The 26,722-nt window shown below is 73.9% G+C and carries 20 protein-coding genes; 7 read left to right on the top strand and 13 right to left on the bottom strand.

All coding sequences use genetic code 11. From position 1 onward, the window contains the following. Positions 1-254 precede the first annotated feature (254 nt). The 3 genes from ACZ53K_RS08355 to ACZ53K_RS08345 form a co-directional block, all read right to left on the bottom strand. The gene (locus ACZ53K_RS08355) at positions 255-1,919 is read right to left on the bottom strand and encodes a transporter (RefSeq protein WP_468832970.1); all 1,665 of its coding nucleotides are present in this window, start codon (positions 1,917-1,919) and stop codon (positions 255-257) included. Then, positions 1,916-2,686 (bottom strand): ABC transporter ATP-binding protein, encoded by a 771-nt coding sequence (locus ACZ53K_RS08350; protein WP_468833373.1) that lies wholly within the window; start codon positions 2,684-2,686, stop codon positions 1,916-1,918. The genes ACZ53K_RS08355 and ACZ53K_RS08350 overlap by 4 nt, the downstream gene beginning before the upstream one ends. 407 nt (positions 2,687-3,093) lie before the next feature. After that, a complete protein-coding gene (locus tag ACZ53K_RS08345) occupies positions 3,094-3,765 on the bottom strand; it encodes a bifunctional DNA primase/polymerase (protein WP_468832969.1) in 672 nt (223 codons plus the stop codon). A gap of 566 nt (positions 3,766-4,331) precedes the next feature. Here ACZ53K_RS08345 and ACZ53K_RS08340 point away from each other — a divergent pair. Both ACZ53K_RS08340 and ACZ53K_RS08335 read left to right on the top strand, forming a co-directional pair. After that, positions 4,332-5,729: a transcriptional regulator gene (locus ACZ53K_RS08340; protein ID WP_468832968.1), complete on the top strand. Its 1,398-nt coding sequence runs from the start codon at positions 4,332-4,334 to the stop codon at positions 5,727-5,729. Positions 5,730-6,308: 579 nt separating this feature from the next. Next, positions 6,309-8,051 carry a hypothetical protein gene (locus tag ACZ53K_RS08335; RefSeq protein WP_468832966.1) on the top strand — a complete coding sequence of 581 codons (1,743 nt, stop codon included), beginning with the start codon at positions 6,309-6,311 and terminating at the stop codon, positions 8,049-8,051. 79 nt (positions 8,052-8,130) lie between these two features. On the opposite strand, the gene ACZ53K_RS08330 is transcribed toward ACZ53K_RS08335, so the two are convergent. The 7 genes from ACZ53K_RS08330 to ACZ53K_RS08300 form a co-directional block, all read right to left on the bottom strand. Further along, positions 8,131-9,204 (bottom strand): FecCD family ABC transporter permease, encoded by a 1,074-nt coding sequence (locus ACZ53K_RS08330; protein ID WP_468832965.1) that lies wholly within the window; start codon positions 9,202-9,204, stop codon positions 8,131-8,133. Further along, the gene (locus tag ACZ53K_RS08325) at positions 9,201-10,262 is read right to left on the bottom strand and encodes a FecCD family ABC transporter permease (protein WP_468832964.1); all 1,062 of its coding nucleotides are present in this window, start codon (positions 10,260-10,262) and stop codon (positions 9,201-9,203) included. Before ACZ53K_RS08325 ends, ACZ53K_RS08330 begins: the two co-directional genes overlap by 4 nt. After that, positions 10,259-10,864 (bottom strand): dTDP-4-dehydrorhamnose 3,5-epimerase family protein, encoded by a 606-nt coding sequence (locus tag ACZ53K_RS08320; protein ID WP_468832963.1) that lies wholly within the window; start codon positions 10,862-10,864, stop codon positions 10,259-10,261. The genes ACZ53K_RS08325 and ACZ53K_RS08320 overlap by 4 nt, the downstream gene beginning before the upstream one ends. After that, positions 10,852-11,739 carry a dTDP-4-dehydrorhamnose reductase gene (gene rfbD, locus ACZ53K_RS08315; RefSeq protein WP_468832961.1) on the bottom strand — a complete coding sequence of 296 codons (888 nt, stop codon included), beginning with the start codon at positions 11,737-11,739 and terminating at the stop codon, positions 10,852-10,854. The genes ACZ53K_RS08320 and rfbD overlap by 13 nt, the downstream gene beginning before the upstream one ends. After that, entirely contained in the window at positions 11,736-12,734 is a 999-nt protein-coding gene (gene rfbB / locus ACZ53K_RS08310) for a dTDP-glucose 4,6-dehydratase (protein WP_468832960.1), read from the bottom strand. The genes rfbD and rfbB overlap by 4 nt, the downstream gene beginning before the upstream one ends. A 79-nt stretch (positions 12,735-12,813) precedes the next feature. Continuing rightward, positions 12,814-13,881 carry a glucose-1-phosphate thymidylyltransferase gene (locus tag ACZ53K_RS08305; RefSeq protein WP_468832959.1) on the bottom strand — a complete coding sequence of 356 codons (1,068 nt, stop codon included), beginning with the start codon at positions 13,879-13,881 and terminating at the stop codon, positions 12,814-12,816. A gap of 7 nt (positions 13,882-13,888) precedes the next feature. Beyond that, on the bottom strand, positions 13,889-17,542 hold the full coding sequence (locus ACZ53K_RS08300) for an ABC transporter ATP-binding protein (RefSeq protein WP_468832958.1): 3,654 nt from the start codon (positions 17,540-17,542) through the stop codon (positions 13,889-13,891). 156 nt (positions 17,543-17,698) lie between these two features. On the opposite strand from ACZ53K_RS08300, the gene ACZ53K_RS08295 reads away from it, so the two are divergent. The 3 genes from ACZ53K_RS08295 (at position 17,699) to ACZ53K_RS08285 (ending at position 21,280) form a co-directional block, all read left to right on the top strand. After that, a complete protein-coding gene (locus tag ACZ53K_RS08295) occupies positions 17,699-18,862 on the top strand; it encodes a nucleotide disphospho-sugar-binding domain-containing protein (RefSeq protein ID WP_468832956.1) in 1,164 nt (387 codons plus the stop codon). Then, entirely contained in the window at positions 18,859-20,190 is a 1,332-nt protein-coding gene (fes, locus tag ACZ53K_RS08290; protein WP_468832955.1) for an enterochelin esterase, read from the top strand. The genes ACZ53K_RS08295 and fes overlap by 4 nt, the downstream gene beginning before the upstream one ends. Positions 20,191-20,299: 109 nt before the next feature. Beyond that, a complete protein-coding gene (locus ACZ53K_RS08285) occupies positions 20,300-21,280 on the top strand; it encodes an ABC transporter substrate-binding protein (protein WP_468832954.1) in 981 nt (326 codons plus the stop codon). 86 nt (positions 21,281-21,366) lie between these two features. Here ACZ53K_RS08285 and ACZ53K_RS08280 read toward each other — a convergent pair whose 3' ends face one another. Next, complete coding sequence (locus tag ACZ53K_RS08280) at positions 21,367-22,734, bottom strand: ABC transporter substrate-binding protein (RefSeq protein WP_468832952.1); 1,368 nt, start codon at positions 22,732-22,734, stop codon at positions 21,367-21,369. Between the two features lie 180 nt (positions 22,735-22,914). On the opposite strand from ACZ53K_RS08280, the gene ACZ53K_RS08275 reads away from it, so the two are divergent. Then, positions 22,915-23,364, top strand: a complete 450-nt coding sequence (locus ACZ53K_RS08275) for an SCO4402 family protein (RefSeq protein ID WP_468832951.1) — start codon at positions 22,915-22,917, stop codon at positions 23,362-23,364. Between the two features lie 54 nt (positions 23,365-23,418). Further along, positions 23,419-24,291 (top strand): formyltetrahydrofolate deformylase, encoded by an 873-nt coding sequence (gene purU / locus ACZ53K_RS08270; protein ID WP_468832950.1) that lies wholly within the window; start codon positions 23,419-23,421, stop codon positions 24,289-24,291. Between the two features lie 54 nt (positions 24,292-24,345). On the opposite strand, the gene ACZ53K_RS08265 is transcribed toward purU, so the two are convergent. Then, positions 24,346-25,812, bottom strand: a complete 1,467-nt coding sequence (locus tag ACZ53K_RS08265; protein WP_468832948.1) for a zf-HC2 domain-containing protein — start codon at positions 25,810-25,812, stop codon at positions 24,346-24,348. Further along, entirely contained in the window at positions 25,809-26,420 is a 612-nt protein-coding gene (locus ACZ53K_RS08260) for a sigma-70 family RNA polymerase sigma factor (RefSeq protein WP_468832947.1), read from the bottom strand. Before ACZ53K_RS08260 ends, ACZ53K_RS08265 begins: the two co-directional genes overlap by 4 nt. Positions 26,421-26,722 lie beyond the last annotated feature (302 nt).

Here is a 26,722-nt window from a genome sequence, read left to right as displayed (position 1 = left end):
ACGATGGGGGCTGGGCAAGTGGTGAGGGTGGGGACTGGGCAGGTGGTGACGATGGGGGCTGGGTGGGTGGTTGCGATGGAGGCTGGGCAAGTGATGACGACGGTGTGGGCATGCGCGGGCTTCCCGTGATGGCGGCCGGCCGGCCCCGACGGCCGGCCGATCACCCACACCCTCCGGCCTGAAGTTAACTTGAGGTCAAGTCGGCAAGGGCCGGCACGGACCGGCGAGAGCCGGAACGGCGGCCGTACGCCCCCTCACCCCTTGCTGACCGCCCCCAGAATCTCCGGCAGCCGCGCCGCCACCCGCGGCGCCGCCACCCGCATCCCCAGGAGCGCGATGCCGACCCCGTACGCCGCTCCCACGGGCAGCATCAGCCACAGCAGGCTGTGCAGGCCCGCCACGTGCAGCCACACCAGGAGCGCGATCATCGGGGCGGCCAGCACGCCGCTCGCCAGCATTCCGCCGAACAGGCTGAACCAGGCGATGGCGCCCTGACCGGGGGCGATGTTCTTGTTGCTCTCCGCGGGGATCGAGTACGGGAACAGGGCCGAGGCCATCGCGCCGGTCGCCACCAGGGCGCCGAGCAGGGCCAGCGACAGCCCGTAGACATCGAAGAACGCGGACCACGGCCCGAGGAAGGCGGCCGAGCCGATCACGACCAGCGTCACGAACGGCACGCCGATCAGGGCCAGTCCCAGCCCCCGGGCGCGCAGTTCCGCGTAGGCGTCGCGGGGCGTGGAGATCGTCGAGGCGACCATCCAGAACGCCGAGGTGTCCTGCCCGAACTGGTTGTACATCTGCATTCCCAGCAGGGTCGACGCCGAGAACGCCGTGTAGATGCTGCCGCCGCCCTGGAGTGCGGAGACGACCGGGACGAGGAGGCCGACACCGAACGCCATCGCCCACGACATCTTGGACTTCGGGTCGCGCCACGCGTAGCGCATCATCCGCAGGATGACGGTGCCCGTACGGCTCTCCGGCAGCAGCCGCTGCAGGCCGCCGCCCGAGGAGCGCTGCTTGCGCGCGCTGTCCTGCTCGACGGCCTGGAGGGTGGAGGAGTCGGGCGAGGTCATCACCGTGGTCAGGGTGCGCGCCCACCACCACAGCAGCAGGCCGAGCGCCACCACGGCGAGTGCCAGGCCCAGTACGGCACGCCCGTACGAGCCCTCGCTCGCCGCACGGACCGCGTCCACGGCCGAGGCGGGCGGCACCCAGCGCAGGATGTCGGACACGGGCTCCAGGGTGGACAGTCCGGCGCCCGGGCCGAAGAGTTTCTGCGCGCCGATGTTCACGCCCTGGGCGCCGATGGCGACGAACAGGCCGCTCAGTACGGCGAGGTCGCGGCCGCGGCGGCTGGTCAGCAGCCGTACGTTGGCGGTGGCGACGGCCCTGGCCAGCGCCACGCACACCAGGACGACCAGGACGACGGCGAGCACGCCGACGACCGCGGCGGCCGCGCTGTGCGCCATCATGATCACCGAGCCGACGGCCAGCGCCAGTGTGAAGACCGGTCCGACGCCCACGAGCGACGTGACCAGCAGCGAGCCGATCAGCGGCCGGGGCCGCAGCGGCAGCATGACCAGCCGGGTCGGGTCGAGGGTCTCGTCACCCGACGGGAAGAACAGCGGCATCGCCGCCCAGCCCAGTGTCAGCACCGCGGCGAGCAGTACGCCCAGCGCGCCCGCGTGCTCGACGTTCCGCAGGGCGATCAGGCCGAGCAGGACGCCCGCCGCGCACAGCAGGGACAGCACGAGTGACGCCACGTAGGCGACGGTCCGGCCGGACGACTGGCGCAGGCCGTTGCGCAGCAGGGACAGCTTGAGGCGGATGAAGACCGGGGTCAGTGACGTGCCCGCGCCCGGGTGCGGCGTGCCGGACGGTGTGCGGGCGGTCGTGGCGGAGGTGGGGGAGGCGGTCATCGGGCGCCCCCGCCGCCCAGCCAGTCCAGGTTCTGCCCGGCGGCGCGGCCGTTGGCGCCGACCAGTTCGAGGAACGCGTCCTGGAGGGACGGCGCCGCACCGCGCACCTCGGCGATCGGGCCGTCCGCCCGGATGCGGCCGCCGGCCATCACCGCCACCCAGTCGCACAGCGACTCCACCAGCTCCATCACATGGCTGGAGAAGATGACGGTGGCCCCGGAGGAGGTGTAGCGCTCCAGTACGCCGCGGATGGTCTGCGCGGACACCGGGTCGACGCCCTCGAACGGCTCGTCCAGGAAGAGGACCTCGGGGTTGTGCAGCAGCGCCGCCGCCAGGCCGATCTTCTTGCGCATGCCGGTCGAGTAGTCGACGACGAGCTTGTTCTGGGCGCCGGACAGGTCCAGTACCTCCAGCAGCTGGTCCGCGCGCTTGTCGACCTCGGCACCGGGCAGCCCCCGCAGCCGCCCGATGTAGGCCAGGAGTTCGCGTCCGGACAGCCGCTCGAACAGGCGCAGGCCCTCGGGCAGTACGCCGATACGGGACTTCACCGCGACCGGGTCGTGCCACACGTCGTGGCCGCCGATCTCCACCTGTCCGGCGTCCGGGCGGAGCAGGCCGGTCACCATGGAGAGGGTGGTGGTCTTGCCCGCGCCGTTCGGGCCGACCAGGCCGATGAACCGGCCCGCGGGCAGCGTCAGGTCGATGCCCGCCACGGCGACCTGCTCGCCGTACTTCTTCCACAGCCCCTGGACGCGCACGGCGGGCAAAACCGTGCCGTCCGTTCGCGCGGACGGACCGCCCGGTGGGGTGACCGCGCCTGTCGACTGGTCGATGTGTTCCGGATCGTTGGCCACCGGTTCTGCCCTTCCACGTCCCCGCAGGGGCCGGTCGGGCCCCCGTCCTTGCGGACCACGATACGGGCGGATGTGCGACGGGGCCGGTGCGGCCGCACGGCCGGGCAACGGTGCGACGGAGGGAGCGCGCGGCGGGGTCAGGGGCGTGCGGTGTGGGAAACGGCGTGCGGTGAGGGGAGGGGCGTGCGCGACGCGGTACGCGCCCGGCGCACACGCGCGGGGTACGGGTGCGGGGTACGGGTGCGGGGCAACGGCGCTGCGGGCGCGTCCCGCACGGCCGCGGCTGCGGCTGCGCGGCCGGTGCCGGGCAGCGGCCGCCTTCACCGCCCGCGTGCCGCCGCTGCCTCCCGCCCGCAGGCGTACGCCAGGGGGCTGATCAGCTCCTCGGCGTCCGGCAGCCACCGGTTGGCGGCGGTGGGCTGGCGTACCCACTGCACCGCTCCGTGCGCCCCCACGCGCGTCGGCGGCGCGGCGACGTAGTCGCCCTCGCCGCGGGTGACGAGGTCCAGCGAAGCGAGCGGCCAGCCCAGGTGCCGTACCAGGTCGGGCACCTTGACCAGGGCGCCGGGAAGGACGAAGAAGAGCATCCGGCGGTCCGGGGTGCGGGTCACCGGGCCGAGAGGCAGGTCCATCCGCTCCATCCGGGCCAGGGCCAGGCAGCCGGCCGTCTCGGGCACGTCCAGCGCCTCGAACGTACGGCCCGTCGGCAGCAGGATCGAGGCGCGCGGGTTCCTGCTCCACAGGCGGCGGGCGGCCGTCGCACTGCCCGTGGCGTGGCCGGCCCAGCCCGGGACGGTGGGGTGCGCGCCGGGCGCGGCGCAGTCGGCCGCGCCGCACGAGCAGCGCGGCACTTCCCCCTCGTCCTCCAGCCATGCGCCGGGCAAGACGTCCCAATGCCGCTCTTCCGCGTAACGCACCGCAGTTTCGATCAACAGCTCGCCACGCTGTGCGGGGACCTGAGAGGCTCCTGTGACTCCGATGGTGTCTTCCACGTGGTGGACAACTTCCCTTGTCACCAAGGGTTACGGCCGACACGTGCACCGCCCCGGCGCATCGTTCCCGCACGTGGGGCGCATGGAAGCATGGTTGGGGGCGCGTGCGGGGGAGCGCCCGGAGAACGGGTAGCCACCTGCGTGACGGGCGGAGAGGCCGCCCGGCGGCAGGCCGCGGCACAGTCGGCACGGCCCCCGGAGCGAACGCCGGGACCGTACGGCGCGGCGGCGCCGCGAGCAGGACGCGGGTACCGCACGGCGTACCCCGGTTCCGTCGATTCCCCGAAACCACCGTCCCACCGACGACCGGAGCAGGCAGCAGACAGCAGAAGCCGAGCCCATGCGGCAGGGCCCGGGAGCACAGCGGCAGGACCTGCCGGAACACCGCAATCCGGCGGAGCGATCCGCCGGCCGGCCGGTCCGACCGCCATCACCCGGGAATGTCAAGGCTTCAGCGGACATGACGCACATCTGAGATATCCCGGATATCCGGCATATGCGCGGGGAATTGATCAACGGGTACGGCGTTCGCTGGTGAACGCGCAGCAGTAATCAGGGGGTGCAGCATGGCCGCCAGGCCACTCGTCGCGCGGCAGCCGAACGAACGGCTGCAGGCGCTCATTCAGGAAGCCGCCTGTTCCAACGCCGGACTCGCCCGCCGCGTCAACATGTGCGGCGCCGAACACGGCCTCGACCTGCGCTACGACAAGACCTCCGTAGCCCGCTGGCTGCGCGGCCAGCAGCCGCGCGGCCGGGCCCCCGCCATCATCGCGGAGGCGCTGGGGCGGAAACTGGGGCGTACGGTCACCATCGACGAAATCGGGATGGCCGACGGCAAGAACCTCGCGTCCGGTGTGGGCCTGCAGTTCTCGCCCACCGTGCTCGGCGCCATCGAACAGGTCTGTGAGCTGTGGCGTAGCGACGTCGGCCGGCGCGACTTCCTCAGCGGCTCCACCGTGGCCGCCTCCGCGCTGGTCGAACCGAGCCGTGACTGGCTCATCACCAGCGCCGACCCGCAGGTGGCGCGCAACGCCGGGGCGCGGGTGGGCATCTCGGACGTCGAAGCCGTACGTGCCATGACCACGGCTCTCGGCGAACTGGACCACCGCTACGGCAGCGGCCACGTCCGGCCGGTCGTCGTCCACTACCTCAACAGCGTCGTCTCCGGGCTGCTGGCCGGCTCGTACCGGGAAGCGGTCGGCCGCGAACTGTTCGCGGCGGTCGCCCGGCTGACCGAACTGGGCGGTTACATGGCCGTCGACACCGGGCAGCCAGGGCTGGCCCAGCGCTACTACATCCAGGCGCTGCGGCTGGCGCAGGCGGCCGGTGACCGTGGTTACGGGGGGTACGTGCTGGCCGCCAGCATGAGCCATCTCGCCGCCTCGCTGGGCAACCCCCGGGAGATCGCGCAGCTCGCGAAGGCCGCGCAGGAAGGCGCGCGCGGGCACGTCACGCCGCGCGCGGAGGCGATGTTCTTCGCGGCGGAAGCGCGCGGGCACGCGCTGATGGGGGACGCGCGGGCCTTCCAGCTCGTGGCGGGCCGGGCCGTGGGCGCCATGGAACGTGCCGGCGGATCGGCCGGTACGGGCGTCGGTGACGACCCGGCGTGGATCTCGCACTTCGACGAGGCCTATCTCGCCGACGAACTCGCACACTGCCATCGTGACTTGGGGCAGGCGGGCGCGGCCCGCCAGCGCGCGCAGGAAGCGGTGGACGGGCATCCCGAAGGGCGGGCGCGGCGCCGAGCCATCGGGCTGGTGCTGCTGGCCAGTGCGCAGGTCCAGCAGCGCGAGATCGAACATGCCTGTCATACGGGCACCCAGGCCGTCGAGTTGCTGAGCGGGCTGCGGTCCAACCGGGGCGCGGAGTATCTGGAGGACTTCCAGCTGCGGCTGGAGCCGTACCGGGACGAGCCGGTGGTGCGGGAGTTCGGTGCCCGGCTGGAATTGCGGGCAGCCGCGTAACGGATTCGCGGCCCGTGGCAGCCGGGGGAGGGCCGGTTCGGCGCCCGGGCCGCCTCGTCCTTCCGTGCCGGGCGGGCCGCGAAAGGCCCGCCCGGCACCCTCCCGAGGTGTCACAGGAGTCCTGGAAGGGCCCCAGGAGGGCCTGGAAGGCCCTTGTGGGGCGTCTCGGGTGGGTGGTGACCAGGGGACATGGTCGAACGTGACGGCGACCCGGTAGCGTGAGCCGACGCTTCCGTAAGTCAGCAGATCGTAGGAGTCCCGGTGACCCAGAGCGGACAGGGCAACGACCCGCACAATCCTGCGGGCGAGCCCGCGCGAGAGGGCGTTGTGCTGCCCGCTCACGGTGATCCGTGGGTCCCCGGCCAGCAGGCTTCGCCGCCCGCGGGCCAGCCGTGGGGGCAGCCTTGGGGGCCTGAGCAGCAGCAGGCGCCGGGCGGACAGCCGGTTCAGGGCCAGTCGGGGCAAGGCCAGCCGGGGCAAGGGCAGCCCGTTCAGGGGCAGCCGGGTCCAGGGCAGGCGTTCCAAGGGCAGCCGTACGGTGGGCAGCAGGCGCCCGGGCAGGGGGCCCCTGGGCAGCAGATGCCTGGCCCGCAGCAGTCGCCAGGCCCGCAGTCCTACGGTCAGCAGCCGCCGTTCGGGGAGGGCCAGCAGCCGTACGGGCAGAAGCCGCAGTACGGCCAGCAATCGCCGCCCGCCCAGCAGCAGCCGTACGGCCAGGAGTACTTCGCCCAGCAGCCGCCGCAGCAGTCACCGCAGTCGCCACAGCAGCAGCCCCCGTTCCAGCAGCAGCCCCCGGCCGCGATGCCCCTTCCCCCGCAGGCCCCGCCTCAGCAGAATCCCGCACAGCCGGGTCAGGCCGCTGCTCCGGATATGCCGGACATGGAAGCCACCGCGCTGATATCCCCGTTCGACCCGCAGGTCGGCGGCCCGGCCGGTGCGCCGCCCGCCGGACAGTCCGCTGGGCAGCCCGCCGGACAGCCCGGAGCGCAGCAGGCGCCGCACGGCCAGCTCGTCCCCGCCGCCCCGCAGGCCGCCACGCCGATGCCGCCCGCCGCCGGTGACCCGGAATCGACCGCGCTGCTGCGCCCCATCGGTGGGCAGCGGGCACGGCAGGCGCAACAGGCCCAGCCGGGCAACCCGGGCGGAAACCCCCAGCCCGGCCAGCCCGGCGGACCCGGCCCGATGCCCGGCTCCGCGCCGCTGCCGCCGGAAGCCGGTGCCGGCGGCCCCGCGGGCATACGTCCCGAAACGCCCAGTGAGTCCACCCGTACGCTGCGCGCGATCAAGCCGAACGGCCCGCAGCCCGGAGCTGCCCAACCCGGACCCGCCGGAGCCGGTGCCGACTCCGAGGCCACCCAGCTCATACCGCCGATCGGCGCCGGTACTCCCACGCCGCCGCCCGGCGCGCCCTTCGGCGTACAGCCCGGAGCAGCCGGTGACCGTGCGACTCCGGCCGAGTTCGAGGGCCTGTTCCGTTCCGGCCCCGCAGGTGCCGCCCCGGCCGGAGCACCGGGCGGCGTTCCGGACGCCACCGCGCAGCTGCCCCGCTTCGACGAGCCGGGGCAGCCGCCGCAGGGTCCGTACGGGCAGCCGCCCTTCGGGGGCCGGCAGCAGTTCGACCAGTACGCGCCGCACGCGGGCCAGGAGCAGGACGGTGGCGGCCGTCGTCGGCGCATCGCGCCCGCGGTGATCATCGGTGTGGCCGTGGTGGCTCTGGCGGGCGCCGGTCTCGGCGTCGGCTGGGCGCTCAGCGGCGGCGGTGACGACGGCCCCGCCGAGAAGAAGCAGGAGACCGGCGGGGCGCCCGGCGCGGCGAAGGACGACGCGGACGGCAAGGACGCCGAGCAGCCGCCGCCGTCAGCCGACCCGGTGGCCGCGCAGGCCAAGGACCTCGACGCGCTCCTGAAGGACAGCAACAACAGCCGTGCCGCGGTGATCGGCGCGGTCAAGAGCATCAAGACGTGCGACAACCTCGACGGCGCGGCGAAGGACCTCCGGGACGCCGCTAAGCAGCGCGACGACCTGGTGGGCAGGCTGGCCAAGCTCCCCGTCGACAAGCTGCCCGGCAGTGGCGAGCTGACCGCCGCGCTCAACGAGGCGTGGAAGTCCTCCGCCTCGGCCGACAACCACTACGCGGCCTGGGCGGGCCAGGTGAAGGGCAAGGACGGCTGCCCCAAGGGCAAGGCCAAGGGCGGCAAGGAGCCCGCCAAGGGCAACGCGGACAGCGGCCGGGCCACGAAGGCCAAGCAGCAGGCGGCGAAGCTGTGGAACCCGATCGCGCAGAAGTACGGCCTGACGGAACGCCGCCCGGAACAGCTCTGACGCGCGGCACCCCGCCCACCGGCCCCCGGCACCACCCACCAGCCCCCGCCCCACCGCACGCCAGCCCCCACCCCCACCCTCACAACTTCCCCGACCTCCGCTCCAAGAACAGCAGCCAGGCCAGATACACGCCCCCGCCCACGCCCGTGATCACGCCCACCGGCAGGATGCCCGTACCGGAGACGCGCTGGGCCGCCCAGTCGGCGAGGGTGACCAGTACGGCGCCCATCCAGGCCGCGGGCAGGACGTTGGGGCCCGGGGAGCGGGTGAGGCGGCGGGCCAGTTGGGGTGCGGCGAGCGCGACGAAGGGGATGGGGCCCGCGGCGGCGACGGCGAGCGCCGTCAGTCCGGTGCCGGTGGCGAGGAGGGCCAGGCGGCTGCGTTCGGGGGCGACGCCGAGTGCCGCCGCCGTGTCGTCGCCCATCTCCAGCAGGGAGAGCCGGCGGGCCAGGACCAGGACGGCGGGTACCAGGGCGACGACGCCGAGCGCGGCCACGCTCACGTCGGACCAGCCGCGGCCGTTGAGGCTGCCGATCATCCAGGTGGCGGCTTCGGCGGCCTTGCCGATGTCGGCCCGTACGTACAGGTAGCTGGTGAGCGATCCCAGGACCGCCGAGCCGCCGATGCCGACGAGTACCAGGCGGTAGCCGTGCACGCCGCGCCGCCAGGCCAGCAGGTAGACGGCGGCGGCGGTGGCCAGGCCGCCGAGTACCGCGCCGAGGGCGATCTGCGCGGTCCCGGCCTCCAGGAGGATGACGGAGACCAGGGCGCCGGCCGAAGCCCCGCTGCCGAAGCCGATGATGTCGGGGCTGCCGAGCGGGTTGCGGGCCAGCGACTGGAAGACCGCGCCGCTCATGCCCATCGCGAATCCGGCCAGCAGCCCGTCCAGTACCCGGGGCAGCCGCAGGTCCACCACGACGAAGCCGGCGCCGGGCGGGCCGTCCCCGAAGAGGGTGGCGAGGACTTCGGCGGGGCCGAGGCGGTAGCTGCCCATGCCCAGGGACAGGACGGCCACCAGGGCTCCGGTCAGCGCCAGTGCCGCGCAGACCAGCAGGGCCCGGCGGCCCAGCCGGAGGGACAGTCCGCCGCGGGTGCGCAGGACGGTGGGCCGCGGCGCCGTGCGGCGCGCGGTGGGGGTGCGTACGGCGGTCACAGCTGGGCCACCTTCCGCCGTCGTACGAGGTGGATGAAGAGCAGGCCGCCGCAGAACGCGGTGACCACGCCGACCTCGATCTCGGCCGGCGGCACCAGCACCCGGCCGATGATGTCCGATCCCAGGAGCAGGACCGGCGCGAAGACGGCGCAGTAGGGGAACAGCCACCGGTTGTCGGGGCCGCAGAAGGCCCGTACCGCGTGCGGGATCATCAGCCCGATGAAGCCGATCGGTCCGCAGACGGCGGTGGCGGCGCCGGACAGCAGGGTGATGGCGGCGATGGACAGCACCCGGGTGCGGCCCAGCCGGGCGCCGAGGGAGCGGGCGGTGTCCTCGCCCAGGGCGACCGCGTTCAGCGGGCGGGCCACCGCGAGCGCGAGGACGGCGCCGGCCAGCAGGAACGGCAGCGCGGTCGGCAGCAGGTCGCCGCGGCGACCGGTGAGGGTGCCGATCGACCAGTGCCGCATGGTCTCCAGGGCGCCCAGGTCGGCCAGTTGCAGTCCGTTGACGTAGCCGAAGAGGGCGGCGTTGACGGCGGTGCCCGCGAGAGCCAGGCGTACGGGGGTGGCGGCCCGGCTGCCGCCGAGCGTGTTGACCAGGACGGCCGCCACGCCGGCGCCGGCCAGCGCGAACCACAGGTAGCCGGTGAAGGAGGTGATGCCCAGCACGCTGATCGCGGTGACGACGGCGGCGGAGGCGCCCGCGTTGACGCCGAGGAGTCCGGGGTCGGCCAGCGGGTTGCGGGTGAGGGACTGCATCACGGCGCCGGCCAGTCCGAGGGCGGCGCCCGCCGCGACGCCCAGGGCGGTACGCGGCAGACGCAGTTCGCGCACGATCCGGTCGTCGGCGGTGCCGGTCGGCCCGAACAGGCCGTGCCACACCTGGTCGAGGGGGATGGCCTTGGCGCCCACGGCGATGCTCGCCAGCACCACGGCGGCCAGCAGTGCCAGGCCCAGCAGCAGCCCGCCGGTCCGCAGTACGCGGCGCCCGGCGGGCGGTGCGGCCTTGGTTTCCGGGGCGGGTGCGCCGGTGCGCGCCGCGGTCGCGGTCGTCGTCACGCGGCGGTGCCTTCCCGGACGGCTGCCCGGTGGCGTACGCACTCCTCGTACGAGGGCAGCAGGCTCTGCCGCTCGGCCTCCGCCAGGGTGGGCGCGGCGGCGTCCTTGGCGGACAGCAGCGGGGTGACACCGGCCGGCCAGTCGATGCCCAGGGCGGGGTCCAGCGGGTGGATGCCGTGTTCGCGGCGCGGCTGGTAGCCGGTGGAGCACAGGTAGACGACAGTGGCGTCGTCCGTCAGGGCCAGGAAGGCGTGGCCGAGTCCTTCGGAGAGGTACACGGCGCTCAGGCCGTCCTCGTCCAGAGGGACGGCCTCCCATGCGCGGTAGGTGGGGGAGCCGGTCCGCAGGTCCACCACCACGTCCAGTACGGCTCCGCGTACGCAGGTGACGTACTTGGCCTGGCCGGGCGGCACCTCGCTGAAGTGCACGCCGCGCAGTACGCCGCGGCGGGAGACTGAGCAGTTGGCCTGGGCCAGGACCGGGGAGCGGCCGGTGGCTCCGGTGAACTCCGGCTGGGTGAACCACTCGTGGAAGGACCCGCGGTCGTCCCGGTGGACGAAGGGTTCGCGGACCCAGGCTCCTTCTATGCTCAGCGGGCGCATGAGGCGGCTCCTTCCAGCGTCGCGGTCACAGCGGCGAACTCGGTGGCGAGGGCGTCGTGCCAGTTCCGGGGCGCGGGCAGACCGGCGGCGGCCCAGCGGTCGTGGCCCAGCACGCTCCAGGCGGGGCGGCGGGCGGGCCGGTCCAGGGTGGTGCTGTCGGTGGGCCGGACGTGGTCGGGGTCGGCGCCTGCCAGCCGGTAGACCTCGCGGGCCAGCCCGTACCAGGTGGTCCGTCCGCCGGTGGTGGCATGGAAGACGCCGGGGCGGGCGGGGCCGCGGCCCAGGGTGAGCAGCCGTTCGGCGACGTCGCGGGCCGGGGTGGGCTGGCCCGTCTGGTCGTCGACGACGTGCACGGTGGCGCCGCGTGCGGCGCGTTCGGCCATGGTCCGGACGAAGTTGCGGCCGTGGGCGCCGTACAGCCAGGCGGTGCGTACGACGGTGCCGGTGTGCGGCAGTTCGGCGAGGACGGCCTGTTCCCCGGCGAGTTTGCTGCGGCCGTAGGCGGTACGGGGGCCGGTCGGCGCGCCTTCGGTGTACGGGGTGGTGGCGTCACCCGCGAAGACGTAATCGGTGGAGACGTGCAGCAGCCGGGCGCCGCTGCGGGCGCAGGCGCGGGCGAGGCCGCGTACCGCGTCGGCGTTGATGCGGTGTGCCTGCTCCTCGTGGGTCTCGGCGGCGTCCACGTCGGTGTACGCGGCGCAGTTGACGACCACGGCGGGCCGGACGCGGCGCAGGGCGGACTGCACGGCGAGGGTGTCGGTGAGGTCGAGGGACCGGCGGTCCATGGGGAGCGCGCACTCGCCCTCGGCGGCCAGGAGGCGGCATATTTCGCGGCCGAGCATGCCGCTCGCGCCGGTGATCAGCCAGCGGTTCATTGGGCGGCACCCCCGAGCGCCGGGGCCGGGGGCGCCCACCGGTCTGGGCGGTCGCGGTACCAGGCGATGGTTTCGGCGAGCCCGTCCTCGAAGGAGTGGCGGGGGACGTAGCCCAGCTCGGTACGGATCTTGGTCCAGTCGACGGAGTAGCGCCGGTCGTGGCCCTTGCGGTCGGTGACGTGGTCGACCCGGTCCCAGCCGGCGCCGCAGGCGGCGAGGAGGCGTTCGGTGAGGTCCCTGTTGCTGAGTTCGGTGCCGCCGCCGATGTTGTAGACCTCGCCGGGCCGGCCGCCTTCGAGGACCAGGCGCAGGGCGTGGCAGTGGTCGTCGACGTGCAGCCAGTCGCGTACGTGGAGCCCGTCGCCGTACAGCGGGACGCGCCCGCCCGCCAGCAGCCGGCTGATGAACAGCGGGATGACCTTCTCGGGGTGCTGGTAGGGGCCGTAATTGTTGGAGCAGCGGGTCACCGACACGTCCAGGCCGTGGGTGCGGTGGTGGGCCAGGGCCAGGAGGTCGGAGCCTGCCTTGGAGGCGGAGTAGGGGGAGTTGGGGGCCAGGGGTTCGTCCTCGGTCCAGGAGCCGTCCGCGATCGAGCCGTACACCTCGTCGGTGGAGACGTGTACGAAGCGGGCGATGCGGTGGCGTACCGCGGACTCCAGGAGGATCTGGGTCCCCAGGACGTTGGTGGCGGCGAAGTCGGTGCCGCCCGCGATGGAACGGTCCACGTGCGACTCGGCGGCGAAGTGCACCACCGCGTCGTGTTCGGCCAGCAGGTCGTCCACCAGCGGCCGGTCGCGGATGTCGCCGTGCACGAAGGTGTACCGCGGGTCGTCCGCAACGGGCCGGAGGTTGGCGCGGTCGCCCGCGTAGGTCAGGGCGTCGAGCACGGTGACGACGTGCGGTCCGGTGCCGTCGCCCGGGCCTTCGGGGGTGAGCAGGGTGCGGACGAAGTGGGAGCCGATGAAGCCGGCCCCGCCGGTGACGAGGATTCTCAAGGCGTCAGTCCAAGAACAGGGAAATGGGGGGACGGGGAGGTGCGCGTGGCCTGGTTCTGAGGGCGTTGTCTGCACCTGGCTAGGGCGCTATCTGCACCTGGCTGTGGTCGCCGAGCACCAGGCGGTGCGCGCGGGGCGCGCGGTCCGCGCCGCTCATGCGGACCATGCGGCCGATGAGCGAGCCCTCGATCCGGCCGGCGTTCTCGATGCGGGAGTCGTCCAGGACGATGGAGAACTCCACCTCGCTGCCGCTGATCACACAGCCGCCGGCGACGGAGGTGGAGGGGCCGATGTAGGAGTCGCGGACGACGCTGCCCGCGCCGATGAGGGCCGGTCCCACGATCCGGGACCGTACGACGCTGGCCCCGGCCTCGACGCGGACCCGGCCCACCAGTTCGCTGGCGTCGTCCACCTCGCCGAGGACGGCGGGCGGCAGGCTCTCCAGTACGGTGCGGTTGACCTCCAGCATGTCGGTGGCGTTGCCGGTGTCCTTCCAGTAGCCGGAGATGACCGTGGACTGCACGGTGCGGCCGGCGTCGACCAGCCACTGGAGGGCGTCGGTGATCTCCAGTTCGCCGCGCGCGGAGGGCTCGATGGCCCGTACGGCGTCATGCACGCCGGGTGTGAAGAGGTAGACGCCGACCAGGGCCAGGTCGCTGCGCGGCTCGCTGGGCTTCTCCTCCAGGCGTACGACGCGGCCTTCGGGGCTGAGTTCGGCGACGCCGAAGGCGCTGGGGTCGGGGACCTTGGTGAGCAGGATGCGGGCGTCGGGGCGGGACTGCCGGAACTCGTCGACGAGTTCGGTGATGCCGCCGACCACGAAGTTGTCGCCCAGGTACATCACGAAGTCGTCGTCGCCGAGCCAGTCGCGGGCGATCAGGACGGCGTGCGCGAGGCCCAGGGGCTGCTCCTGGGGGAGGTAGGTGACGCGTGCCCCGAAGCGGGAGCCGTCGCCCACGGCCGTGCGGATCTCCGCCGCGGTGTCGCCGACGATGATGCCGATGTCGGTGACGCCCGCGGCGACCAGCGATTCGATGCCGTAGAAGAGCACCGGCTTGTTGGCGACGGGGACGAGCTGTTTGGCGGCGGTGTGGGTGATGGGACGCAGCCTGCTGCCGGTGCCTCCGGAGAGGACAAGTGCCTTCATGAGGGGGTCATCCTTGGGTGAGGGGGGCGGGTTCGGCGGCGGACGGGGCGTGGTGCCGCCACAGCCGGGCGTACCGGCCGCCGGCGTCGAGGAGCTGCTGGTGGGTGCCCTCCTCGGCGATCCGCCCGGCGTCCAGGACGACGATCCGGTCCGCCCGTGCGGCGGTGGCCAGGCGGTGGGCGACCAGGACGGTGGTGCGGCCGTCGGCCAGCCGGTCCCCGGCGTCCAGCACGGTGCGTTCGGTGGCCGGGTCGAGGGCGGCGGTCGCCTCGTCCAGAAGCAGCAGGCCGGGGCCGACGAGGTGGGCGCGGGCCAGTGCGACGAGCTGGCGCTGCCCGGCGGACAGCCGCTGTCCGCGTTCGCCGACGGGCTGGCGGAAGCCGTACGGCTGGGCGGCCACCGCGGGCAGCGCGCCCACGGCCCGCACGGCTGCCTCGACCTCTTGGTCGGTGGCCTCGGGGCGGCCGTAGCGGACGTTGCCGGCGATGTCGCCGGTGAACAGGTGGGCTTCCTGGGGGACGACGCCCAGCAGCCGCCGGTACGCGGGCGGGTCGTAGGCGCGGATGTCCACGCCGTCCACCAGCACCTGGCCTTCGGTCGGGTCGTGGAAGCGGGCGAGCAGCTTGACCACGGTGGACTTGCCGGCCCCGGTCTCGCCGACGAGCGCGACGGTCTCGCCGGGCTCGATGCGCAGGCTGATCCGGTCCAGCGACGGCTGCTCGGCGCCCGGGTAGCGGAGGGTGGCCGCGCGCAGTTCGACCGGCCCGTGCAGCCGGTCCGGTACGGGTACGGGGTCGGCGGCGGGCCGTACCGAGGGCGTGGCGCGCAGCAGTTGCAACGTGCGGCGCAGGCCGACGGATGCCTGCTGGTAGCTGTCGAAGGCGAGCGAGAGCTGCTGGATGGGCGAGAAGAACATGCCCAGGAAGAGGGTGAAGGCGACGAGGACGCCGGGGCTGAGGCCGCCGTCCGCGACCCGGTACGCGCCGAAGAGCAGGACGGTGGCCTTGGCGAGTTCGGCGGTGAGGTTGACGCACGGGAAGTACACGGCGGCGTAGCGCTGGGCGCGCAGCCGGGCGGCGCGGTAGTTCTCGGAGAGCTTGCCGAACGCCTCGGCGGTCTTGCCCTCGCGGCTCTGTGACTGGGCGACGCGCAGCCCCGAGACGTTCTCCTGGAGGCTGGAGTTGACCTCGCCGACGCGTTTGCGGGCGTCGGTGTAGGCCGCGGAGGACAGCCGCCAGAAGACGGCGGTGGCCACGGCGATCAGCGGGACGAGTGCGAGCGCCGTCAGGGCCAGCGGCAGGTCGACGGCGAGCATCGCCACCACCGCGCCGCACAGGGTGGCCAGGGCGGCCACCGAGGTCAGCAGGTGGGTCTGGAGGAAGGCGGAGAGCGCGTCGATGTCGTTGACCATGGCGGTCATGATCTGGCCGCCGCGTTCCCGCTCGTAGAAGTCCAGGCCGAGCCGCTGGAGGTGGGCGAAGGTTTTCACCCGTAGTCCGTACAGCACCCGTTCCCCGGCCCGCCGGGTGATGCGTGCCTGGAGGGTGAGCACGCCCCAGCCGAGGGCGACGACGAGCAGCGCGGTCAGGGCGGTGGCGGCGAGCGCGCCGCCGTCGCCCGCGCCGGCGCCGGCGTCCAGGCCGTGCCGTACGAGGAGGGGCAGCGCGAGGGAGGCGAGGGAGTCGGCGACGACGAGGAGCAGGCCGAGCAGCAGGGCGGCGCGTACGGGGGCGAGCAGCCGCCGGAAGCGGGCGTCGGGGTCGGGGGCGCGCAGCCGGGCTTCCTCCAGGCGCGGGTCCTCGGCGGTCTCCTCCGCCGTGTCGCGGGCCGCGTCGGCGGGGGGCTCGGGCCAGAGTTCCGGGGTGACGCCCCGGTCGCCGGTGTGCGGATCGGCGGTGACCCGTACGTCGAGGGAGTCGCCGGGTCCGGCCAGGAGTTCGCGGAACAGCGGGCAGCGTGCCGTCAGTTCCTCCTGGGTGCCGGTGTCCACCACCCGGCCCTCGTCGAGGACGGCGATGCGGTCGGCGAGCTGGAGGGTGGAGCGGCGGTGCGCGATCAGCAGGGTCGTACGGTCGCCGGTGACGGCGCTCAGCGTGCGGTGGATGGCGGCCTCGGTGGCCGCGTCCACGGCGGACGTCGCGTCGTCCAGGACCAGGACGCGCGGGTCGGCCAGCAGGGCGCGGGCCAGCACCACACGCTGCCGCTGCCCGCCGGAGAGGGTCAGTCCGCGCTCGCCGACCTCGGTGGCGTATCCGTCGGGCAGCGCGTCGATGAACCCGTGCGCCTCGGCGGCCTCGGCGGCGGCCCTGACCTGCTCGTCGGTGGCGTCCGGGCGGCCGTAGGCGATGTTGTCGCGGACCGGGCACGAGAACAGGAAGGGCTCTTCGAAGACCACGCCGATGGTGGCACGGAGGTCGGCGAGGGACAGTTCGCGCACGTCGGGGGCCGCGCCGGGCGGTCCGACGTGTACGGAGCCGGCCTGCGGGTCGTAGAAGCGGGGGAGCAGCAGCGAGACGGTGGATTTGCCGGAGCCCGACGGGCCGACCAGGGCCAGGGTCTCGCCGGGCCGTACGGTCAGTGACACGCCGTCGAGCACCGGGTCGCTGGGCGCGTACCCGAAGCGTACGTCGCGCAGTTCCAGGCCGACCGGACCGGCGGGCAGGGCCACCGGGTCGGCGGGTTCGGTGATGTCGGGCCGGGCGTCGATGAGTTCGTTGACCCGCTCGGCGGCGGCGCGCGCCTGCTGGGCGGTGACCAGGAAGCTGGCGAACAGCCGGGCGGGCCCGGCCAGCAGCGCCATGTAGGCGGCGAAGGCGAGGAAGGTGCCCAGTCCGATGGTGCCGCGCAGCGCCAGCCAGCCGCCGAGGGCGAGCACGCCGACCTGGCCGAGGGCGGGCAGGGCCGCGAGGGTGGCGGTGGCGCCGGCCTGGATGCGGGCGACCCGCATCCGCCGCCCGAACAGGCCGCGGGCGGCGCGCGCCAGCCGGTCGGTCTCGCGGTCCTCCTGGCCGAAGCCCTTGACCACCCGTACGCCGGTGACGGCCTCCTCGACCTGCTCGGCGACCTGGGCGGCGCCGGCCTGGGCCGCGCGGGTGGCGGGTACGAGCCGGGCGCGGCTGCGGGCGGCGGCCCACGCGGTGAGGGGCACCACGGTCAGCGCGACCAGGGCGAGCGGGGCGCACAGCCACAGCATCGCGCCGACGGCGACGAGGAAGAGGGCCGAGGTGCCGAGCGGGATCGGCAGCATCCCGAGCATGATCTGCACCTGTGTCAGATCGCTGTTGGCGCGGGAGACCACCTGGCCGGTGCGCAGTGCGTCCTGTTTGACGCCGTCCAGGCGCTGGAGGGAGTCGAACACCTGGGTACGCAGCCGGTGCTGGACGCCGAGGGCGAGTTTCCCGGCGGCGTAGCGGCGGGTGAACTCGGCGGCGAACTGGACCAGCGCGAGGCCCGCCATCGCGGCGGCGAGCCAGCCGATGCGGTCGGTGTGCCCGGCCACGGCGTCGTCGACGCCGAGCCGGGCCAGCAGTGGACCGACCGCTTCAAGTCCGGTGCCGAAAACGGAACTCACGGCGACCGCGAAAAGGAGTCGGGGGTGGTGCCGGCACGCGGCACCGAGCCTGCGTAGCCAGCCGGGGGACGTTGTTGACCTGCTGAGCACGTGGTTAGCTTAGGCTTACCTAAGTGCCGGATCGCCACTCGGAGTGTGTGACCTGGCGCACATGCAGTCGTGCCCCGCCCGTTTCAGCCGTGCCGCCGCACCACCCGTGACCCGTAACCGTCTTGACGGTCCGTCGGGAGAGAAAGCAGGTAGTCGATGCGTGTCCTGTTCGCCGGGCCCCCCTTCTTCGGGCTGCTCTACCCGATGGTCCCGCTGGCCCAGGCGTTCCGCGCCGCAGGCCACGACGTCCTCGTCGCCACCTGCGGCCGGGCCGTCGGCCACACCGTCGCGGCCGGACTGCCGGCCGTCGACTGCGCACCCGGCATCGACCCCGACGCGCTGTACGCCGCCATGGAAAAGGGCCGCCAGGGCAAGCCCCCGGCCCCGGGCGAGAAGCGCACCGCCCCCAAGGGCAAGGGATTCTCCTTCTTCAGCGAGGAGATGGCGGACACCATGGTCGACGTCGCCCGCCACTGGCGCCCCGACCTCGTCGTCCACACCCCCAACGGCGTCGTCGGCCAGCTCGTGGCCGCCGCGCTCGGCGTCCCCTCGGTCGTGCACGCGGTCGGCTTCGGCCACACCGGACGGCACGTCGCGATGATGAACGACGCGCTCGCCGACGGGTACGCCCGCCACCGCCTCGACGGCCCCGGGCCGGTCGCCGCCTGGCTCGACGTCACCCCGCCCGGCATGAGCGTCACCGCCGAACCGCACCGCCGCTACCTGCGCTACGTCCCGTACAACGGCGGCGGCGCCCTCCCGCACTGGCTCTTCGAGGAGCGCAAGCGGCCCCGCATCGCGGTCACCCTCGGCACGGTCCGCCCGGTCGTGGACGGCGTCTCACCCATCGAGTGGGTCATCGACGCCGCCCGCGAGACCGACGCCGAGTTCGTCCTCGCCCTCGGCGGCGCCGACCTGTCGGCGCTCGGCCCGCTCCCCGAGAACGTACGCCCCGTGGAGTGGACGCCCCTGGGCGCACTGCTCGCCGGCAGCGACGCCACCATCCACCACGGCGGCGCCGGTACGACGCTGACCGCCCTGGACTCCGGCCTCCCGCAGCTCGTCCTCGGCGAGGGTGCCGACCGGCCCGCCAACGCGGCGGCGGTCCAGGCACGCGGCTGCGGCCTCGTACCGCAGGACCCGTCCGCCCTCGCGGGCCCCGAACGCCCCGGGCGCGAACTGGTCCGCCGCCTCCTGGAGGACGAAGCGCTGGCCACGGCCGCCCGCGAGACGGCCGAGGAGACGGCCGCGATGCCCAGCCCCGCCGACGCCGTACCCCGCCTCGTCGAACTGGCCCTCTCCCACGGAGCGAACAGATGACCCACGCGGACGGCAGCACGCCGACCGGCACGACCACCACCCTGGCGGCCCCCGCCGGGCCGCCCCGCATCCCCCGGCCCCACCCGGCCGAGACCACGGACAGCCCGCGGGTGCGGCGCCTGGCCGCCGAGCTGGCCGCCGCCGGGTCGGCGGACGCGCGCGCCGGGGTGCTGGACCGGTTCTGGGCCGAGACGGCGGAAACCGGCACGCCGCTCGTCGAACCGCTCGACGGCGACCCCGGCCACCGCGCCGTCACCTTCCTGTGGCGCGGCGACACCGCGACCCGGCAGGTGCTGCTGATGGTCAACCGGCTGATGGACCGCGCCGACCTGGCCGCCGGCCTGATGCGCAACCTGCCCGGTACGGACGTGTGGCACCTGGCCTACCGCCTGCGCCACGACCACCGCGGCTCGTACCGCATCGCCCCCGACACCGAGGGCCACCCGCCCGGCGACCTCGGCGCACTGGCCGCCACCGGCGTCGGCGACCCCCTCAACCCCCGTACGATCGCCACCCGCTGGCACGGCCCGCCCGGCTCCGTCTTCGAACTCCCGCACGCCCCGGCGCGCCCCTGGACCCACCCCGGGCACCCCGGCACGCCGCGCGGCACGGTGCGGCGGCACCAGGTGGCCGGCGCCGCGCTCGGCGGCGCGGAGCGCGAGGTGTGGGTGTACGAGCCGCCCGCACCGGCCACGGACGGCACCACCGACACCCTCGTCCTGCTCGACGGCGACATGTGGTTCGGCCAGCTGCACCTGGAGGACATGCTCGACGGCCTCATCGCGGACGGCGCGATCCCGCCGCTGACCGTGCTCGCGCCGCACGCCGTCGACAACGCCACCCGCGCCCGGGAGTTCGGCGGCCACCCCGCGTACGTCACCTTCCTCGGCGAGGAGCTGCTGCCCTGGGCCGCCGGACGCCTGCCGGTCGGTACGGACCCGGCGCGCACGGTCGTCGCCGGCCAGAGCCTGGGCGGACTCACCGCCCTGTACGCCGGGCTCGCGGCACCCGGCCGCTTCGGCAACGTGCTGGCCCAGTCCCCGTCCATGTGGTGGCGGCCCCCGGGCGAACCGGCCGAGGACACCGCGTGGATCACCCGGCGCTACGCCGAAGGCGCGCCGCGCCGGCTGCGGCTGCACCTGGACGTCGGGCTGCACGAGTGGGGAATGCTCGAACAGACCCGGAACCTGCGCCGCACACTCCGCGCCGGCGGCCACCTCGTCACCGGCGAAGACTTCAACGGCGGCCATGACTATGCCTGCTGGTCCATCTCCCTGGCCCAGGGCCTGATTTCCCTCCTTGGCCCGGGCACGCCACCGTCCACCTGAAGCACCGGGGCGCCCCGGTCACCTGAACACCGGCGGCACCCCGGCCACCGTTCACCGGCGCCCGCCGTCCCCCCTCCGCACTTCTTCCGCACACCCAAGGAGCACCTCGATGCGTTACCGCCGACCCGCCGCCCTGCTCACCGTCGCCCTGGCCGGCGCCCTGACCCTCGCCGGCTGCGGGGACGGCGGCTCCGGCGGCAAGGACGGCGCCGACGTCAAGGCGGGCGGCTCCGGCACCCGTACCGTCACCGACGCCAACGGCAAGAAGGTGGAGGTGCCCGCAGCCCCCGAGAAGGTGGTCACCCTCAGCGAGCCCACCCTCGACGCCGCACTCGCCCTGGGCGCCGACCCGATCGGCGCCACCAGCGGCCGCGGCCAGTCCGGCGTGGCGGGCTACCTCGCCCCGAAGGCCAAGTCGGCCCAGATCGTCGCCAATGTCGCCGAGCCCGACCTGGACAAGCTCGCGGCCCTGCGCCCGGACCTGATCCTGCTCGACGAGACGGTGGGCGCCAAGCGCGTACAGGACAAGCTCGGCCGGATCGCCCCCACCGTGCTCACCGCCAAGCTCAACGCCCCCTGGCGGGACGCCTTCACCGCGACCGCCGACGCCCTCGGCAAGAAGGCCGACGGGCAGAAGTGGCTGTCCTCCTTCGACACCCGCCTGAAGACCGTGAAGAACGGGCTCGGGCCCAACGCCGGCGCCGTGACCAGCGTCATCCGCTGGCAGAACGGCGCTCCCTCGGTCGTCGGCAAGGGCAAGGGACACGTCGGCGACACCCTCGCCGCGCTCGGCCTCAAGCGGCCCCGAGGGCAGCAGGGTGAGAGCTCCGGCCACAGCGAGCCGGTGAGCCTGGAGCGTCTGGAGACCATCGACGGCGACTGGCTCTTCCTCGGCGCGCTCGGCGACCAGGCCGCGGGGGAGAAAGCCCTGAAGGAGGCCACCGCGGTGCCGAACTTCGGTGCGCTCAAGGCCGTCGGGAAGCAGCATGTCGTGGTGATCGACGGGTCGGCCTGGAACAGCTCGGGCGGCCCGCTCGCCGCGGAGGCCGTCCTCACGGACGTCGAGCGGGCCCTGGCGAAGAAGAGCTGAGCCGCGGACCGCGCCGGGCGGGCGGCGAGAGCGTCCAGGGCGTACGGGCGTCCGGGCGCCCCTCGGAGGTCCGCCCTCGGCTTCCCTCAGACGTCCGCCCGCGGCTTCTCCAGCGTCCCGGCGACGTTCACGAAGCCCTCCTTCGCCGCCACCAGCTGCCCCTCCCGTACGACCTGGTAGGTCACCAGCCCGTTCACTATGCGCGGGAAGTCCTGCACCGCGAGCATGTCGTCGGAGCGCCAGCGCAGCTTCGGCGTCAGCCCGCCCGTGTCCACGGCCCGGTCGCCGCGGTCCAGCGCCTGCTGCACGGTGTGGGCCGTGATGCCCTCCACGCCCTCCTTGCCGAGCTGCTCGACGACCGCGCGCAGCACCGTATAGGCGATCCACGTCGTCTGGACGCCCGGATCGGCCGGGTCGATGCGGTTGTCGCCGAAGGCATGGTCGTTGATGACCTTGCGCATCGGCTTCCAGCGCGGGTCGCTCGCGACCGGGTACCAGCCGGTCAGGTACGCGCCCTCCAGCGGCCCGTACCGGCCGCCCGTCCGGTCGACCAGCGCCTGCCCGGCGCTGCCCAGCACCGAGGCGATCCGCACCTTCGAGCCGTCGGGCTGGAGGCGGCGGAAGGAGTCGAAGAACGTGTCGGTGCGCTCGCCGAGGGCGGCCGTCACACAGCCGCCCGCGCCCTTCGCGCCGCCCGCCGCGACCGTACCGGACGGCCCGGCCGTGGCGGCGCCGACGCCGTCGAGGGCGCCCCGGGCCGCGTCGGTGTAGTCGGTGCCGTCCTCGGGCGCGCGGATGTCGCGTGCGGCGGGGCGGCTGCCGTCGGACAGGCCCGCGCCCAGGAGGGCCGGCATCTTGTCGCCCTGGATGGTGTCCGGGCGCACCAGCGACACCCGTTCGCAGACGCTCGCCAGCTGCCGTCCGTTGCCGGCCAGCAGGGCCGCCGGCCCGCCGTTGACCGGGTACGACAAGGGGCTGGCGAACTCCTCGTCGGAGACGCCGTAGCCGCCGATGTAGGGGATGCCGTTCCGTTCCAGGGGCGAGATGAACGAGCGGCCGAACTGGCTGTACGAGCCGACGACCGCGACCGCCCCGACGTCGACCGCGCGCTGCGCGCAGCGCGCGGCGGCCACCGAGTCGTTGTGCTCGTTGCAGGTGACGACCTTCAGCGGGTGGCCGTCGATGCCGCCCTGGGCGTTGACCCAGCGGGCGTACGCCTCCGCCATGGCGGGCATGCCCGGCATGTTGGTGGCCTTGGTGTCCACCGGCGCCCACGTCATCACGGTGAGCGGCTCCTTCTCCCCGGAGCCGCCGGACCCGCCGGAGCCGCCGGGGAGGGAGCCGCAGGCCGAGAGCAGTGACGCCAGGGCCGCCGTGCAGGCCGTCGCGGCCATGCCGGCTGCGAGGACGCGGGGGAAGGGGCGGGGGGAGGAGGGGCGTCGCCGTCCGGTCATGTGCACGGAGCATTCCGCTTCGTCCGGAACGGGTGAGTGACGCCGCAGCAACGGGCGGTGACGGCGGGGTGAACTCCGGGGGGCCACCGGTGATCATCGGCCGAGAACGTACGATCGAATACTGTGCAAGGTTCGGAGAAGTCTTCCCGTCGCGGCCGTCGCTCGACCACCATGGGCGCCATGCCGCTCAACGACATGCCGTGGTGGCGCTGGCGCAGCAATGTGCGCTCCGCGCTGCACATGCTCTCCGACCCCGTCTTCCAGCAGGAGACCTGGCTGGCCGGCCTTCCCGGGTACGGGGACGTCACCGACGCCGTCTACCGGCTCGTCGAGGACACCTGGCTGGACAACTGGTCCGCCGAGAAGTACGTCGGCACGATCTTCCGCGACTCCCAGGAGGCGTCGCTGGTCGACGTCGCCGTCCTGCGGGTGCTGCGCATCATGCACCAGGTCGGCCCGGACGCCCCGGTGACCGCCTACCTGGAGCACCACGGCTGGCCGGAGGCGGTACGGGCCGCGCGCGACGCGCACGTACGGATGGCGGCGGCGGACGGCGAGGACCCGGACGTGGCGCCGCACTCCCTCGAAGTCCTGGCGATCATGACGCGCGGCCAGGGCACCACGGCCTGACGGGACGCCGCCGCGGGACGGACCACGGCCGGGAATGTGCGACCCTATGAGGTCATGAGCGACTCGCAGCCCAGTAGCCCCGACCAGTACGTCCTCACCCTCTCCTGCCCGGACAAGCAGGGCATCGTGCACGCGGTGTCCAGCTACCTGTTCATGACCGGTTGCAACATCGAGGACAGCCAGCAGTTCGGGGACCACGACACCGGGCTCTTCTTCATGCGGGTCCACTTCAGCGCCGACGCCACGGTCAGCGTGGAGAAGCTGCGCGCCAGCTTCGCCGCGGTCGGCGACTCCTTCCAGATGGACTGGCAGATCCACCGCGCCGACGAGAAGATGCGCGTCGTGCTGATGGTGTCCAAGTTCGGGCACTGCCTCAACGACCTGCTCTTCCGCGCCCGCATCGGCGCGCTGCCGGTCGAGATCGCGGCCGTGGTCTCCAACCACACCGACTTCGCCGAGCTGGTCGGCTCCTACGACATCCCCTTCCACCACATCCCGGTGACCAGGGACACCAAGGCAGCCGCCGAGGCGCGGCTGCTGGAGCTGGTGCGCGAGGAGAACGTCGAGCTGGTCGTGCTCGCCCGCTACATGCAGGTGCTCTCCGACGACCTGTGCAAGGCGCTGTCCGGGCGGATCATCAACATCCACCACTCCTTCCTGCCGAGCTTCAAGGGTGCCAAGCCCTACCACCAGGCGCACGCGCGCGGCGTCAAGCTCATCGGGGCCACCGCCCACTACGTGACGGCGGACCTCGACGAGGGCCCGATCATCGAGCAGGAGGTCGAGCGCGTCGGCCACGGCGTCACGCCCGACCAGCTGGTGGCCGTCGGCCGGGACGTGGAGTGCCAGGCCCTGGCCCGCGCCGTGAAGTGGCACAGCGAGCGCCGGGTCCTGCTCGACGGCACGCGTACGGTCGTCTTCGCTTAGCAGCCGCTGCCCGTGTGCCCGCCGGCGAAACGGCCGGCGGGCACACGGGGCCGCTCACAGGCGGGACAGCGAGGCCGTGGCGGACAGCACGTCGCGGATCGCCTCCGGCTCGCCGTGCTGTCCGGCGGCCGTCTCCTCCGGCGGCACGTGCCCGGCCGCCAGCTGGCAGAACTCCATGCTGTCCAGCGCGATGTGCGCGACCGTGTGGTCCGGCGTGCCGAGGGCGCCCGGCGAGTCCAGGGATATGTACCAGTGACCGCCGCCGCTGCCCTCGACCTCCAGATGCAGCGTGCGGCCGGGCGCGCCCGCCTCGACCAGGCGCCGCGGCGGCGGCGCCAGCCCGGCCCGGCGCCGGTGCGCCAGCGCGCGGGGCAGCAGCCGGGCCGCCAGGTCGACCATGAGGTGCAGATGCCCGGCGGCCGGGGCCTCGTACGGATAGTCCACCGCCTCCGCGATGTCGCCCGCGTGCACCCAGCACTCGAAGGCCCGGTCCAGGAAGGCGTCGCGCAGCGGCAGCCGGACGTCACCGTAGGGCACGGCCAGTTCGGCGATGCCGTGGCCCGCGAAGGACACCGTGCGGATCAGGGTGTGGCTCTGCTCGCGCCACGGCGCGCGGGTGGCGTGCGGGGCACGGCCGTCCGCGATCGCCTGCCAGCAGGCTTCCGTACGGTCGTCGGGCCCGGCCGGACCGGGCGGAGCGGCGGCGCCCAGCGGGTCGCCGAGGCCCAGCGCCGTGGCGACCAGGCCGTCCACGGCCATCAGATGCCCGATGACGGCGGCGACGGTGGCGCGCCGCTCGGCGGGCCGTTCGTCCTCGAACCAGCGCAGCCGCACCGGAGCCCGCCACTCCGCCTCGCCCATGTCGCTGAGCAGCGCGTCCAGCTTGGCGGTCTCCGCGTCGTACGGGGCCGCCCACTCGGGAACGGGGATACGGGCCGGACGCCGCCCCAGACAGCCCTCCAGGACCCGGGAGCGCAGCAGCGGGTCGAGGTCCAGCGGGTCGGCCGGGTGCAGCAGGCCGACCGCGTCGCGCAGCCGCAGCGCCTCGTCCGCGCAGGGCGCGCAGTCCGTCAGGTGGTCCTCGACGGCGGCCGTCTCCTCGGCTGAACAGGCGGCCAGGGCCCACGCGCCCAGCAGGGACTTCAGGACCCGGTGCGGGGGCGGCGCGGGCGCGGGGCCGGACGCCGGTGACTCCGGGGCCCGCAGCTCCGGTACCGGGGGTGGCGATGGCGGGTCCGGTACCGGGCGCGATGCCGGGTCCTGGTCCTGGCCCTGGTCTTGGTCCGGTGCCGGTGGTTCCGCCGTCGGCGGGGGCGCGTCGGGCAGCGGCCCGTTGTCCTCGGCCGCGGTGCGCGGGGAAGGTATACGGGGCCGGCCGCCGGAGCGGGACGCGTCGCCGGTGCCGGGGCCGTTCGGTACACCCGGATCGTTCGGGGCACCCGGATCGCGCGGGACTCCCGGATCGTGCGGCTCGTGGGGGTCGCGCGGGTCGTGCCGGTCCCACTCCTCCGGGCCGTTCACCGCGGCCGCCCCTTTCCGGGGCCGCACGGTGGGGACTCCCCCGAACCGGCGGCCGGCAGGGCCTGGTGGTTGTGCGCGGTGGACAGCAGCTGGAGGCCCAGGCGCAGCCGGCGCCGGGCCTCGTCCTCGGTGACGCCCAGGTCGGCGGCGGTCTGGCGGTAGTCGCGGCGCTGGAAGTACGCCAGCTCCAGTGCGGCGCGCAGCGGGGCGGGCATGGACGTGACGATGTAGTCGGCGCGGGCGGCGGTGGACGCCGCGCGGATCTGGCGCTCCAGCTCGGCGGGTTCGGGCGCGTCCTTGCCGCGGTCCAGGGCCGAGGCGGCCTCGGCCTGGCGCAGCCGGTGCACGGACTGGCGGTGGGCGAGCTGGGCCACCCAGGAGCGCAGCGAACCCTGCTTGGGGTCGTAGGAGTCGGGGTTCTCCCAGATGTAGCCGAAGACCTCTCGGGTGATGCGGTCGGCGGCCGTCTCGCTGCCCAGGACCCGGCGGGCAAGGCTGTGCACAAGCGAAGCGAACCGGTCGTACAGCTCGCCGAGCGCGGCCGCCTCGCCGCGCGCCAGCCGCTGCTGCATCCGCCTGTCCCAGCGCGGCGGTGCGTCATGTCCCATCCGGCCCCCTCCCTCGCCGCCGCCGTGCCCCGGCACGGCCCGCACTCCACCGTGCCACCGAATGTAGTGGTCCGGTCCGACATTGACGCCCCTTTGCGGCAAACCCGCACTGTCGAAGGCTGACGGATGGTATGGAGACGGTCACTTTTGGTGGTAATGCCCGCTCGTAGCGGATCGAAGCGGAACCGTTCGTGTCCATATCTGCCGATGTGTTATCCGTGTGTGACCGGTTCCCGGGGAAAGTTCCCCGCTCACTGGGCATAGCCTTGGAGGGGAACGGACCGTTGCGCAAAGAATTCTGA

It is taken from the genome of Streptomyces sp. NPDC033221 (genome assembly GCF_055577005.1).
Note: the sequence above shows the minus strand (reverse complement) of the source record. Positions and strands in the feature narration are given on the sequence as shown.